This is a genomic window from Streptomyces sp. NPDC006393 (genome assembly GCF_040628575.1).
Taxonomy (GTDB): Bacteria; Actinomycetota; Actinomycetes; order Streptomycetales; family Streptomycetaceae; genus Streptomyces.
Genome location: NZ_JBEXZD010000065.1, coordinates 1 through 13,610, shown reverse-complemented (window position 1 = coordinate 13,610; position 13,610 = coordinate 1). Strand labels below are relative to the sequence as shown.

Genomic DNA, 13,610 nt, shown 5'->3' with positions numbered 1-13,610 from the left:
TCAGAACCTCATGCCGCCGATCAGGCTCGCCAGGGACTCGCCGCCGGCTCTGATGCTCGGAGCGATGGCGGTGCTCGCGAGGTAGAAACCGAACAGGACCGACACACATGCGTGTGAGGGCTTCAGCCCGTCCTTGCGGAAGAAGATGAAGCCGATGGTGCCGAACAGGACGACGCCTGAGATGGAGAGGATCATGAGAGATCTCCTGGTGTCGAGGGGGACAGTCACCCTGAGTCCTTCCAGCATCACAGGATGTATCCATATGACAAAAGGTGCAAGTGGGTGAATTTCGTTCGATTTCCCTCGGCCGGCGGAGCCGGTGGGCGGGGTGGTCGAGCGGTCCTGTCCCGTGCGTCCTGGTCCATGGTGATCTTTGCCTCGGGTGTCCCGGGCCATGTGCCGCGCGAGCCAGTACCCTGGCGATTCACCCGTACGGCCGAGTAGCGCTCGCGGTCGTACGCTTCTCCCCGCAGGTCCGCGAAGCGGCGCCCGCACGCACTCCCCAGCAGTACCCGTCCCCCAGCAGTACCCGCAGTCCCCAACGCTCGCAGTGAGAGGCGGTCCGGCCATGAGTGAAGCCCCCGACCCCGAGGTCGTGGAGCTCGCGACCAAGATCTTCGATCTGGCCCGGCAGGGCCGGACGGAGGCGCTCGTGGCGTACGTGGACGCGGGCGTCCCGGCCGACCTCACCAACGATCGCGGCGACTCCCTGGTGATGCTCGCCGCCTACCACGGTCACGCCGACGCCGTCCGCGCCCTGCTGGCCCGCGGTGCCGATGCCGACCGCGTCAACGACAGAGGCCAGACACCCCTCGCCGGAGCGGTCTTCAAGGGCGAGCAGGACGTGATCAAGGCCCTGCTGGAGGGCGGCGCGGACCCCTCCGCGGGCACGCCGTCGGCCCTGGACACGGCCCGGATGTTCGGCCGGGCCGAACTGCTGCGGCTGTTCGGCGAGCAGCCGACCGAGCAGTGAACCCCGGCGCCGGGGACTGCTGAAGCAGCGTTCTGACCAGTAAAGACACCGAAAACGGGGGAGGCGGTGCGAGACCGCCGGAAATTTCGGTCGCGGCGGCACGGACGCCGGGTCATCATGACGTCGTGATTCACGGACGCGATGGCTGGGCAGGTGTTGCCGCACCGCGCGGACCGTGATCGGTCCGCATGGGCCACCGACGAGAGGCAGAGGAAGATGGTCTACAGCAAGCAAGAGACGGCGGGCGCCCCGACGTGTTGTCACGCGGCCAGGTAGTGCGTGTTCCCCGGTTGCGTCGACGCTTGATGTGAGGCTGTTTCCCATGTTCGATCCGGTCATAGCGCCCAGCGGCACGCTGCTCGGCCTGCTCCAGCGGGGCCGCGGCGACGGCACACTGCACGCGCTCACCGCCCCGCGCGCCGAAGCGCTCGCGGCTCTCGACCACTGCGTGGTGCGCGACCCCCGCCACGACTGGCAGGTGGAGAACCGCTCCCTGTACTACGCCCGGCTCTACCTCGACCTGAACGGCGAGCTGGACTCCATCGAGGCGCACCTCTTCGACCCCGAGGACGTCCTCGACACCGAGGAGTCCCGCACCGGGCTCGCCCTCGCCGTCCTCGGGCACCTCGCCTCCTACGGCAGGCGGGACGCGCTCGTCCTGCTGCGCAGGTACGCCGCCACCGGCGCCAACTGGGCCTGGGCCCTGGACGAACTGGCGCTGCGCGACGACGACGCCGGCCTGCGCGCGCTGGCCGCGCCCGTGCTCGCGCGCTTCTCCACCGACACCGAGGGCGAGGCCGAACTGGCCGCCGCCGTACGCGATGCTTTCGAGCCACGGCCGTGGCGGCTGTGGGCGGAGGATCCGCGCGCATCGATCGCCACGCGCGTGCGTGCCGCCCACGAGGCCGGCTGCTTCGACCGCTGGCAGCGGCAGCTGCGGCCCACCGGGCCACGCCCGGGCTGGAGCGTGCAGGCCGTGTTCGAGTGGGCCCAGCAGGGCATCGACCGCGGTGCCGCCCTCCACGTCCCGGCCGCCCGGTGCCTGGCCGCCGTGGCCGGTCCCGAGGACCGGCCGGAGATCCTCCGGGCCGCCCGGCAGGGCACGGACGGCGCCCGCTGCACCGCCTTGCGCTATCTCGCCGACGGCAACGATCCCGACGCCCTCGACCTGATCGAGGCCGCCGTGTCCGACGGCTCGTCCACCGCGGTGGAGGCCGCCGTGGACGCCTTCGAACGCATGCGCAGCGTCGCCGCCGTGGACCGGGCCCGCGGCTGGGCCCGCCGCCCCGACCCGCTGGGCGCCGCCGCCGGCCGGATGCTCGCCTGTCGCGGCGGAGCCCGGGACCGCGACCTCGTCCTCGCCGCCCTCCGGGAGGCGGTCCGGGGCGAAGGCCCCGACGCGCCCACCCTGTGCGCCCTCGTCGACGGCACCGGACGCCTCGGCATCACCTGTGCCGCACCCGTCCTGCGGCACGTCTACCGCGAGACCGCCTCCTCCCATCTGCGCGGCCGCGCCGCCCGCGCGCTGGCCGCAACCGACCCGTCCTTCCCCGCCGGCTTCGCCGTGGAGTGCCTGTGGGACTGCGAGGAGACCACCCGCGAACTCGCCGCCCGCCACGCCGAGACCGGCGACGCCCGGGTCGTCGAGCAACTGCGGCGCCTCGCCGCCGACCCCGCCGAGGAGGCCGAGGTCCAGACCGCCGTACGCAGCCGGATCAACCCCGACCTGCCGGCCGCGTGAACGTCGCGGACCGGCCGTGATCGGCCGGCCGCGTGAGCGTCCGGAGCCGGTTCTGGTCTGTCGGCGGCGTGAAGGGCGTGGATCGGTCGCGATCTGGACACGGGCTGACCCGCCCGGCCGGGGCGCCGCCACCGCCGGCCCGCCCCGGAAGCGGCGCCATGAGGGCCCCTCAGGCCACGCGGTACCGCTCGTCGCGGGCGTCCGTCAGGAACATCTGCCCCGGTGCGTGAGTGATGGCGAAAGGCGGCCGGGAGGCCATCACCGCGGCCTGCGGAGTCACCCCGCAGGCCCAGAACACCGGGATGTCGTCCGGCTCGGCCGCCACCGGGTCGCCGAAGTCGGGGCGGGCGAGGTCCGCGATGCCCAGCGCGGACGGATCGCCGCAGTGAACCGGGCTGCCGTGCACCGCCGGGAGCAGTCCGCTCTCCCGGATGGCCGCCGGCAGGTGGCGTGGCGGCACCGGACGCATGGACACCACCATCGGGCCGTGCAACCGCCCGGCCGACCTGCACTGACGGCTCGTCACATACATGGGGACGTTGCGTCCCTGCTCGATGTGGCGGATCGGCACGCCCGCGGAGGACAGCGCCCACTCGAAGGTGAAGCTGCACCCGATCAGGAACGTCACCAGGTCACCGCGCCAGTGCCCGCGCACGTCCGTCGGCTCGTCCACCAGCTCGCCCTCCCGCCACACCCGGTAGCGCGGCAGGTCGGTGCGCAGGTCCGCGCCGTCGGCGAGGACGGTCCGGAAGGAACCGGCGTCGGTGACGTCCAGGACGGGACACGGCTTGGGATTGCGCTGGCAGAACAGCAGCGTCTCGTACGCCCAGTCGGCGGGGACAGAGATCAGGTTCACCTGGGTGTGCCCCGCGGCGACCCCGGCGGTGGGCCCCGCCAGCCCGTCCCGGAAGCGTTCCCGGGCCGTACGCGGGCTCCACGCGCGCGCGTGCTCGTCGACGAGGATCACGGGGCGGTCCTGCGCCCCGACCGGACGGCGGGAGTCCGTGACATGCGCGGCCCGCCTGGTTCCGGTGGTGTCCGTGTCCGTGTCCGTGCGGCTCACGCCAGCTCCTTCCCGCGCGTCTCGGGCAGCCCCAGCAGGGCCAGCGCCGCCACGCCGTAGCCGACCGCGCCGAAGACCAGCGCCCCGCCCACGCCCCAGCTGTCCGCCAGGAAGCCCACCAGGGTGGGGAAGACGGCGCCGACGGCCCGGCCGGTGTTGTACGTGAAGCCCTGACCGGTGCCGCGCACCTCCGTCGGGTACAGCTCGCTCAGGTAGGAGCCGAAACCGCTGAAGATCGCCGACATGCAGAAACCCAGCGGGAAACCGAGCACCAGCAGCAGGGCGTTCGCACCGCTCGGGATGTTCGCGTACGCCACGACGCACAGGGCGGACAGCAGCGCGAACAGCCAGATGTTGCGCCGGCGGCCCAGCCGGTCGGTGAGGTGACCGCCGGTCAGATAGCCGGCGAAGGCGCCCGAGATCAGGAACGTCAGGTACGAGCCGGTCCCGACGACCGACAGGCCCCGCTCCGTCTTCAGATACGTCGGCACCCACGTGGCCAGCGTGTAGTAGCCGCCCTGGACACCGGCGGAGAGCAGGCCCGCGAAGACCGTGGTGCGCAGCAGCCCCGGCGAGCCGGCCGTGCCCGGTGTGAAGATGGCCGCGAACGAGCCCCTCCGCGCGCTCTGTTCGCGCACCGCCATCGCCTCCGGCGCGTCGTGCACCCGGCGGCGCACCCACACCACCAGCAGCGCGGGCAGCGCGCCCGTCCAGAACATCACACGCCAGGCCAGGTCGTCGCCGGCGACGGAGAACACCAGCGTGTAGACGACCGCGGCCAGCGCCCAGCCGACCGCCCAGGAGCTCTGCACCGCGCCGAGTGTGCGGCCCCGGTGCTTCGCGCTCGCGTACTCGGCGACCAGGATCGCGCCGACCGCCCACTCGCCGCCGAAACCGAGGCCCTGCAAGGCGCGGAAGACCAGCAGCGTCTCGTAGGTGGGCGCGAAACCGCAGGCGACGGTGAACACCGCGTAGGTGATCACCGTGATCATCAGTGCCCGGACCCGCCCGACCCGGTCGGCGACCACGCCGGCGACGGCGCCGCCGATCGCGGACACGACCAGGGTGACGGTGGTGAACAGCCCCGTCTGGCCGCTGTCCAGGCCGAAGTACGAGGCCAGCGCCACCATGCTCAGCGGCAGCGTGAAGTAGTCGTACGAGTCCAGCGCATAGCCGCCGAACGCGCCCGCGAAGGCGCGCCGGCCCCGTGGATCCAGGGCCCGCAGCCAGCCCAACGTGCCGTCTCCGGCATCGCGTTCACCGCGTCGGGGGCGCTTGCCGGAGGTCAGTGCCTGCGGTGGAGGGGTCGTGCTCATGGGCACCTCGCAGTTGAGGGACGGAGGGTGCTGGTGAGTGAGCAGTGCCGTGCGGAAGCGGCGGCCCCCCGGTGTCCGGGTGGGCGGGGACGAGCGGCGCCGCGCCCAGCACCGTAGAGGATCGTTCAACGATCCTTCAATACCCCCGTTGTCTCGTTCTCGTATCTGCGGTTGAATTCCGGGCATGGCAGAGCAGCTGAAGGGACTGGCCGACGACCGCGCCCTGCTGGGCCGCACCAGCACCGCCGAGCGCGTCTCGGACATCCTCAGAAGCCGTATCGCCGACGGCTACTTCCCGCCCGGCACCCGGCTGTCGGAGGACAGCATCGGAGGCGCGCTCGGCGTCTCCCGCAACACGCTGCGCGAGGCGTTCCGGCTGCTGACGCACGAGCGGCTGCTCGTCCACGAGTTGAACCGCGGTGTCTTCGTACGGGTGCTGACCGTCGAGGACGTCGAGGACATCTACCGCACCCGCCGCCTCGTGGAGTGCGCCGTCGTACGGGGGCTCGGACCCGCGCCGTACGCGCTGGACGGACTGGCCGAGGCCGTCGCCGAGGGACGGCGGGCCACCCGCGAAAGCGACTGGAAAGAGCTGGGCACGGCCAACATCCACTTCCACACCGAGCTGGTGGCGCTCGCGGGCAGTGAGCGCACCGACGAACTGATGCGCAGCGTCTTCGCCGAACTGCGCCTCGCCTTCCACGTCGTGGACGACCCGCGGCGGCTGCACGAGCCGTACCTCACCCGCAACCAGCAGATCCTCCAGGCGCTCCAGGCCGGCGACCGGGACGGGGCGGAGAAGATGCTCGCGGTCTACCTCGACGACTCGCTGGAGAAGGTCGTGGAGGTGTACCGGCGGCGCGTCGGCGAGGACGCGTAGGCGGGAGCGGGAAGCCGGAGCCGTGGGTCGCGGGTCCAAGCCGCGCGTCGGAGGTCACGGGTCGCTCGGAGGTCACGGGTCGCGGGTCGGGAGCCGTGCCAGGGGTCCCGCGAGCCGGGTGCGGTCGCGGTGGCGCCGGGGGTGCGTCTGCGCCGTTTGGGCCGATGTCAGACCGAGGACCTAGTCTGTGCACCGTGACTTCGCCTGCACCGACGGACCGTGTTCCGCCCCAGCTCAGCGCGGGGCCGCGCCCCGCCCCGGGGCCGGCCGCCGACGAGGGGCTGGCGCGGCGGCTGCGCGCGCTCGCCTGCACCGCGCCGCTGCACGACCTCGACACGCGCAAGGCGAACCTCGCGGGCGAGTACTCGGTGTACGGCATGGCCGAGGTCGCGCTCGCCGCCATCGACCTGGTCACGCTCAACATGGACTTCGACACCGGCGCCGACCACGAGCAGATCGTGGCCCGGCTGCTGCCGCGCGTCGCCGCCCAGGCGCCGCGGCGGCCGGCCGCCGAGCACGAGCGGGTGGCCCGCTGGGTCCTGGAGAACCTGATCAACGTCGGCAGCGTCGACCGGGGCTTCCGCGCGGTCTACGGCACCTTCGCGCCGGACGGTACGTACGTGCGCCGGGACTACGACTTCAAGCTGATCGAGGAGGTGCCCGGCCCCGGCGGCAGCGTCTACCTGCGCACCACGGACGAGGCGGTCAACGTCCTCGTGGGCGCCCTGGACACGGACGTCACCAGCGCGCAGATCGCCGCCGAGGTCAAGCTGGAGGTGCTCATCAACCGGGGCCGCCTCGCCGACGCCCAGCTCGCCGCCGAGCAGGCCCGCTACCGCACCGTGCAGTACTCCGAGACCCTGCGCCGGGCCCTGGAGGCCACCCGGCGCAACGTCCGCGCGGTGGACTGGCTGCGCGCCGTACCGGACATGATCACCGAGGCCCTGGACCACGTCGCCGACCGCTACCGGCACGAGAACGCGATCCTGACCAACATCCGCAAGGCGCGCGACGAGTCCGAGGAGCCCGAGCACAAGCGGCGCGCCGCCGAGCTCGTCGACATCGTCAAGGACTGCATCCGCCGGCACACACAGCTCCAGACCCGGCTGCTGGAGGCCGGCCCCCTCTTCCGCGCCGAACAGGACCGCCAGGCCTTCGCCACCCCCCTGACCACCTCCGGGACGGACCTCTACGGCCACCTGCTCGCGCCCACCCTGCCGCTGCCCCTGGAGCACGCGATCCGCGTCACGGACGCCTTCTTCGCGCACGGCACCGGGCTGCGCACACCGGTGTCCGTCCGGGTCGGCGACCTCGTGGACCTGCTGCTCACCCCGCCCGTGGAGCGGGAGCACCTGGGCGCGGAGATGCCCGAGCCCGACCTCATCGCCACCCCCGACGACAGCCGGTTCAGCGAGGAGCAGCTGGCGGCGGCGACGGAACTGCTCGACCTCCCGGCGGACGCGCCGCGCCGGCTGTCCGGACTGCTGGCCGAGGCCCGGCGCACCGGGGACCCCGATCTCGCCTACCTGGTCGCCCTGCTGGCGGTCCACGCGGCCAGCCCGGCCGTCGGCACCGCCTACCGGCAGGGCGAGGAGAAGCTGCTGTTCGCCGTGGACGACGGCACCGAGCTGGACGACCCCGAGTTCGGCGGCGCCGATCTCATCGTCGGAACCGCGTCGCTGGACGCGGCCGGCATGGCGGCCGACCGGACGGAGGCGGCATGAGTGATCAAGAGCGTGACAAGGAGCCCAACCCGTGAGCGAGCACGTCGAGTGGAGTGAGGCGGAGACCCCCGCCCCGTCGGCGTCCGGCGCCGTCACCCCCGCCGACGCCGCCGACGCGGCCCGGCTCGTCGCCTTCGGCCTGCAGCCCAAACTGCAGCCCGCGCGCGACCAGGAGTACGCCGAGCTGCTGCGCCGCCACCGCGAGGACCCGGCGTTCGCACGGCTGGCGGACGCCGTGGCCGCCGGCCTCGGACTGATCGTGCTGGAGGTGTCCCCTCGCGCGGGCATGGCGGTGACGGCCGCCGAGGACTCGGTGTTCGCCGTCCGCATGGGCGACTACGCGCGTCGTACCGCCGCCGACTCCGGGGACCGCTTCCTGCACGGACTGGCCCATCTGGCCGTGGCCGCCCTGGCCTTCCCGCGCCCCGAGGACCTGGCCGACGACGGCTACATCGGGCGCGTCACGGTCAACGGAGTCGACGCCTTCGTCCGCCAGGCCTGCCGCCGCCTGGAGGAGCGCGCCGAGGCACAGGGCGAGAACACCGACCCGGCCACCGACGCGCCCGGACTGGAGGCGGCCTGGCGGATCTGGGCCAGACGCAGCGCGACCGGCGCCACCAAGGACGCCCGCCGCCCCGCCGCCTCCACGACCGGCATCGTCGCCAAGGCCCTGGCGTTCCTCACCGACTCCGGGTTCCTCCAGCGCACCGGCGACGAGAGCGGCGGCACCTACCGCACCACGGCCCGCTACCAGCTCCAGGTGCGCGACATGGCGGGCAGCGCCGCCCTGGCCGAACTCCTCGACCTGGGCGTCGTCCCGGTGACCGACGGCACCCCGAGCCTGCTGCCCGCCGAGGACACCGACGACCTGGACCTGGTGGCCGACGCCGGACTGCCGCTCCACGCCCCGTCCCACTCCTGAACCCCCCGATCTGCCGGAAGACTGACGAGAGTCCGCCATGTACGAGCTGTCCCGGGTCCGCCTCTACTCCATCGGTCCCGCCGGTGCGCGCTACGCCGACACCGTGCTTGACCTGCGGGGCGTGGGCGAGCCGGTGCCCGACCCCGCGCCCATCCAGGCGGAGTTCTTCGAGGAGGAGCCGGTCGGTCCGCCGCGCCGCCCCGCGCCCGCCGGCGTGCTCTTCCTGGAGAACGGCGGCGGAAAGTCGGTGCTCCTCAAGCTGATCTTCTCGGTGATGCTGCCCGGCCACCGCAACACCCTCGGCGGCGCCAGCTCCGGCGTGCTGCGCAAGTTCCTGCTCGCCGACGACTGCGGGCACGTGGCACTGGAGTGGCAGCATGTGCAGACCGGCGAGTGCGTGGTCGTCGGCAAGGTGAGCGAGTGGCGCGGACGCCAGGTCTCGGGCGACCCGCGCAAGTTCGCCGAGGCCTGGTACTCCTTCCGGCCCGGCCCCGGACTCACCCTGGACAACCTCCCCGTCGCCGAGACCACCTCCGTGCGGCCGCCCGCCGAGGGCGCCTCCGGCGCACAGGGCCGGCGCCGCACCATGAAGGGCTTCCGCGACGCGATCAGCGAGGCCGGCAAGGCCTACCCGCACCTGGAGGTGCACTGGGAGGAGATCCACGAGCGCTGGACCGAGCACCTGGGCGACCTCGGCCTCGACCCGGAACTCTTCCGCTACCAGCGGGAGATGAACGCCGACGAGGGCGAGGCGGCCGGCCTGTTCGCGGTGAAGAAGGACTCCGACTTCACGGACCTGCTGCTGCGCGCGGTCACCGACACCCGCGACACCGACGGACTCGCCGACCTCGTCAGCGGCTTCGGCAACAAGCTGGGCCGGCGCGCCGAACTCATCGCCGAACGGGACTTCACCGCGGGCTCGGTCGACCTGCTCGGACGGATCGTCGAGGCCGCCGAGGCCCGCACCCGCGCGCGGGACATCCACACCTCGGCCGAGCGGCGCACGCGCACGCTGGCGCGCCGGCTGTCCGCCCGGGCCGTGCGGGAACGGGTGCGCGCCGCCGACCTCGCCCAGCGCGTCACCGCCGCCGCCTACGCCGTCACGCACTCCGAGGGCGCCCGGGAGCGCAGCGCGCTGATCGCCGCCGAACTCGCCTACCGGCACGCCTCGCTGGCCCTGGCCGCCGCCGAGAAGTCCGCCGCCGCGCAGAAGCGGGAACTGGCCGACGCCCGCACCCTGCACTCCGCGTGGCAGGCCGCCGAGGCCGTACTGCGCCACCGGGCCGCCGCCGACCGCGTGGCCCGCGTCTCCGCGGCCATCCAGGAGGCCGAGCGGGACGCGGCTCCGGCGCTCGCCGCACGCGCCAAGGCCGCCGTGGACCTCGTACGGGCCCTGCACGCGGCCGCGGAGAGCGCCGAAGCCCTCGCCAACGAGGGCGACGAGCGGTCCGCGCAGCTTCAGGAGGCGGGGGAGACGGCCCACCGCGACGCTACGGCCGCCGCAACCGAGGCCCAGCGGGCCCGCAGCGAGGCCGGCCACCTGCGCCAGCGGCTGACCGAGGTCGAGCAGGAGACCGCCGAGGCCGTCCGCGCCGGCTGGCTCGACGACAGCGCCCCCGACGCCGATCCGGCGCGCGCCGCGCTGGCCGCCAGCGACGCCGAGAAGACGGCCGTCGCCGCCTGGGACGAGGCCCGCGAGGCCGCCCGGAGGGCCACGGAGCACGCGCGTGAGACGGCCTCAGCAGAGACCCGCGCGGAACTCACCGCGGCCCGCTCGTCCGACGCCGCTGCGGCGGCGGATCGGGCCCACGAGGCCGAGCGGCGCATCGCCGAGGCGCTGGCGGCCGAGGAGCGGCTCGCCGAACTGCTGAGCGTGCCCGGCGCCGTCACGGCCGGGCGGGCCGCGGTACCCGCTCCCCGGACGGGATCGGACGGCGCGTCGGCCGGCACACCGGTCGACGAGAGGGCGGGGAAGGCGGCGGACGAGGCGCACCCCGGCGCCGACGCGACCGGGCGGCACGGCGCCGGAGCCACGGGCCCGGCCAGCGCCCCGGCCGAGGGCACGCCGCGCCCGCCCTCCGAAGGCCCCCTCAGCCCCGAGGACCTGGACCGCTTCGCCGACGAACTGCGCGAACTCCTCGACGACGCCGTCTCCTCCGCCGAGCGGCACCTGTTCGAACTGCGGACGGCGGCCGCCGACGACGCCCGGATCCTGGGCGCGCTCGGCGACGGCGGTCTGCTCCCGCCCGGCCCCGACGTGCTCGCCACCGTCGAGTTCCTCGGCGAGCACGGCATCCCCGCGCTGCCCGGCTGGCGCTACCTCGCCCAGGCCGTCGACCCCGCCGACCACGCGCGCGTGCTGGCCGCCCGGCCCGAACTGGTCGACGGGGTGGTCATCACCGACCCGGACACGCACGCCCGCGCCCGCGAGACACTCGCCGAGGCCGCCCTGCTGCCCCGGTCCGCCGTGGCCGTCGGCACCGCGGCCGCCCTGCTCGCCCCCACCCCGGCAGCGGACTCGGCGAACGCCGACGTCTTCCTGGTGCCGCCGAACCCGGCCATGCACGACGAGCACGCCGCCGACGAGGAACGGCAGGCGCTGCGCGCGCGGGCGACCGAGCGGGACGAGGAGATCCGCCGCATGGCCGCCCGGCTCGGCAAGGACCGCGAGCTCGCCGCCCGGCTCGCCTCCTGGCGCACCGGCTGCCCCGCCGGGCGGCTGTCCGAACTGGCCGAGACCGCCCGCGACGCCCGCGCGTTCGCCGAGGAGGCCGAGGCAGAGCTCGCCGAGGCACGGACCGCACGGGCGGAGGCCGAGGAGGCCGCCGCCGAGGCCACACAGGTGCGCGACGAACGCCAGGAGGCCGCGCAGAAGGCCCGGCGCGCCGCCGACGCCCTCGCCGGGCTCGCCTTCCGGCTGCGCGAGCGCGCCGGCTGGCAGGCCAGACTTCGCGAACTCGCCGACGAGGCCACCGAGTCGGAGGCCCGCGCCCAGACCTGCCTGGAACGGGCCCGCGCGGCCGACGAGGACCGGCGCGCCGCCCAGCGCGCCGCCGACGACGCCCGCCGCACCGCCCGCGCGCTGCGCGCCGAACGATCGGAGATCGCCGGAGCCCCCGACGACCTGCCCGAGACCGACGGGGACGCGCCGAAGGCGTCCCTGCCGGCCCTCCGCGAGGCCTACCGCGCCGCCTCCCAGGTGTACGAGAAGGTCGGCGTCGGCGCCGACCTGCGCGCCGAACAGGCTCGCGCGGAGAGCGACGAGAGCGCGGCCCGCGCCGAACTGGACCGGCTCAGCAACAAGGTCCGCACCCGCGCCGAGCAGCTCCTGGAGTCACCCGACGGGTCCGACGGACCGTCCCGGCAGGCCGCCGCCGCCCGCGCCGAGGAACTGGTGCAGCTCCTGGAGACCCGCATGTCGTCCGCCAGCGAACAGCTCGGCCGGCTGCGCGGCGAGGCCGAGCGGCTGGCACCCGAGGACGGCGAGGCGCACACCGAGCTGCCCGAGGAACTGCTCCCACGCGACGCCGAGCACGCCCAGGCCCTGCTGCGCACGGCCACCACCGAACTCGCCTCCCGCACCGAGGCGTTGGCCCAGGCCCGCGAGGCGCACGCCGAACTGCTCGAGGCCCACCGCGCCGCCGAGGACGCGGCAAGCGGCTTCGACGAGATCGCCGCCATGCTCCGCGACCTGCTGCGCGAGCACAGCGTCGACGAGGAGCAGGAGGAACCGGAGCCGTACCCGGGCAGCCCGGATGCGGCCCGGCAGGCCGCCGCCGAGGCCCGCCGGTCGCTGCGCGGCTGCGCCGCCGACCTGTCCGCCGCCGAGGCCGCCGTGCGCGAGGCCGGCGACGTCCTCGTCCGGCACGCCAACTCCACCCGCTACGAACAGGTGCGCACCCCCGCCCGGCAACAGATCCGCGAGCTGCCCGCCTCCGCCCTGCCCGAGCACGCCCAGAAGTGGGCCGAGGCCTTCGCACCCCGGCTGCGCGTCCTCACCGACGAGCTGGCGCAGCTGGAACGCAACCGCGACTCGATCGTCGACCGGCTGCGCGGCCTCGTGGAGTCGGCACTCGCCACGCTCCGCTCCGCCCAGCGCCTCTCCCGTCTCCCCGAAGGCCTCGGCGAGTGGTCGGGGCAGGAGTTCCTGCGCATCCGCTTCGAGGAACCCGACCAGGCCACACTCACCGAGCGGCTCGGCGAGGTCATCGACGAGGCGACCCGGGCCGCCGTGAGGAAGAACTCCGACCTGCGGCGCGACGGCATGTCCCTGCTGCTGCGCGGAGTGGCAGCCGCGCTTCAGCCCAAGGGCGTCGCCGTGGAGATCCTCAAGCCCGACGCCGTGCTGCGCGCCGAGCGCGTGCCCGTCGGTCAGATGGGCGACGTGTTCTCGGGCGGTCAGCTGCTCACCGCGGCCATCGCCCTGTACTGCACGATGGCCGCGCTGCGCTCCAACGACCGCGGCCGCGACAAGCACCGGCACGCGGGCACGCTGTTCCTGGACAATCCCATCGGCCGCGCCAACGCCACGTACCTGCTGGAGCTCCAGCGGGCCGTCTCCGACGCGCTCGGCGTCCAGCTCCTGTACACCACCGGCCTGTTCGACACGACGGCGCTGGCGGAATTCCCGCTGGTCATCCGGCTGCGCAACGACGCCGACCTCAGGGCCGGGCTGAAGTACATCAGCGTGGAGGAACACCTGCGCCCGGGCCTGCCCCAGCCGACCCCCGCCGGAGAGGCGGTTCACAGCGAGATCACGGCGACACGGATGTACAAGCGCCCCGCCCAGACGTACCCGATCTAGGAGTGAGACAGCCGGCCCGCGCCGCCCCGTCGGCGTATTCGCTGCTGGGCGCGCTCGGCCGCCCGTTCCTCCCGCCGGGCTCTGCGGCGCTCGCGAGCACGGGCTGTTCGAGGTGACCGAGGGCATCTACCAGGTACGCGGCTTCGACCTGTCGAACATGACGATCGTCGAGGGCGAGCGCGGCGTC

9 protein-coding genes are annotated in these 13,610 nt (G+C 74.1%); 6 read left to right on the top strand and 3 right to left on the bottom strand.

Annotated features, from left to right (window positions below):
* Positions 1–195 carry a hypothetical protein gene (locus ABZ484_RS24415; protein ID WP_030175692.1) on the bottom strand — a complete coding sequence of 65 codons (195 nt, stop codon included), beginning with the start codon at positions 193–195 and terminating at the stop codon, positions 1–3.
* Positions 196–568: 373 nt separating this feature from the next.
* On the opposite strand from ABZ484_RS24415, the gene ABZ484_RS24410 reads away from it, so the two are divergent.
* Together ABZ484_RS24410 and ABZ484_RS24405 are read left to right on the top strand one after the other, a co-directional pair.
* Positions 569–973, top strand: a complete 405-nt coding sequence (locus tag ABZ484_RS24410; RefSeq protein ID WP_358868045.1) for an ankyrin repeat domain-containing protein — start codon at positions 569–571, stop codon at positions 971–973.
* A 322-nt stretch (positions 974–1,295) separates the two neighbouring features.
* Positions 1,296–2,714 carry a HEAT repeat domain-containing protein gene (locus tag ABZ484_RS24405; RefSeq protein WP_358868044.1) on the top strand — a complete coding sequence of 473 codons (1,419 nt, stop codon included), beginning with the start codon at positions 1,296–1,298 and terminating at the stop codon, positions 2,712–2,714.
* Positions 2,715–2,883: 169 nt separating this feature from the next.
* Here ABZ484_RS24405 and ABZ484_RS24400 read toward each other — a convergent pair whose 3' ends face one another.
* Complete coding sequence (locus ABZ484_RS24400; protein WP_358868069.1) at positions 2,884–3,681, bottom strand: putative hydro-lyase; 798 nt, start codon at positions 3,679–3,681, stop codon at positions 2,884–2,886.
* Between the two features lie 92 nt (positions 3,682–3,773).
* On the bottom strand, positions 3,774–5,093 hold the full coding sequence (locus ABZ484_RS24395; RefSeq protein WP_358868043.1) for an MFS transporter: 1,320 nt from the start codon (positions 5,091–5,093) through the stop codon (positions 3,774–3,776).
* Positions 5,094–5,277: 184 nt separating this feature from the next.
* Here ABZ484_RS24395 and ABZ484_RS24390 point away from each other — a divergent pair, with 184 nt between their 5' ends.
* The 4 genes from ABZ484_RS24390 (at position 5,278) to ABZ484_RS24375 (ending at position 13,423) form a co-directional block, all read left to right on the top strand.
* Complete coding sequence (locus ABZ484_RS24390; RefSeq protein WP_358868042.1) at positions 5,278–5,973, top strand: GntR family transcriptional regulator; 696 nt, start codon at positions 5,278–5,280, stop codon at positions 5,971–5,973.
* A 194-nt stretch (positions 5,974–6,167) separates the two neighbouring features.
* Positions 6,168–7,697, top strand: a complete 1,530-nt coding sequence (locus tag ABZ484_RS24385; RefSeq protein ID WP_358868041.1) for a hypothetical protein — start codon at positions 6,168–6,170, stop codon at positions 7,695–7,697.
* Positions 7,698–7,728: 31 nt separating this feature from the next.
* Positions 7,729–8,619 (top strand): hypothetical protein, encoded by an 891-nt coding sequence (locus ABZ484_RS24380; RefSeq protein ID WP_358868040.1) that lies wholly within the window; start codon positions 7,729–7,731, stop codon positions 8,617–8,619.
* 37 nt (positions 8,620–8,656) lie between these two features.
* Positions 8,657–13,423: a hypothetical protein gene (locus tag ABZ484_RS24375; RefSeq protein ID WP_358868039.1), complete on the top strand. Its 4,767-nt coding sequence runs from the start codon at positions 8,657–8,659 to the stop codon at positions 13,421–13,423.
* Positions 13,424–13,610: the final 187 nt, after the last annotated feature.

Coding starts and splice junctions, on each gene's coding strand:
- ABZ484_RS24415 (WP_030175692.1), bottom strand. CDS start 195: ATGATCCTCTCCATCTCAGGCGTCGTCCTGTTCGGCACCATCGGCTTC.
- ABZ484_RS24410 (WP_358868045.1), top strand. CDS start 569: ATGAGTGAAGCCCCCGACCCCGAGGTCGTGGAGCTCGCGACCAAGATC.
- ABZ484_RS24405 (WP_358868044.1), top strand. CDS start 1,296: ATGTTCGATCCGGTCATAGCGCCCAGCGGCACGCTGCTCGGCCTGCTC.
- ABZ484_RS24395 (WP_358868043.1), bottom strand. CDS start 5,093: ATGAGCACGACCCCTCCACCGCAGGCACTGACCTCCGGCAAGCGCCCC.
- ABZ484_RS24390 (WP_358868042.1), top strand. CDS start 5,278: ATGGCAGAGCAGCTGAAGGGACTGGCCGACGACCGCGCCCTGCTGGGC.
- ABZ484_RS24375 (WP_358868039.1), top strand. CDS start 8,657: ATGTACGAGCTGTCCCGGGTCCGCCTCTACTCCATCGGTCCCGCCGGT.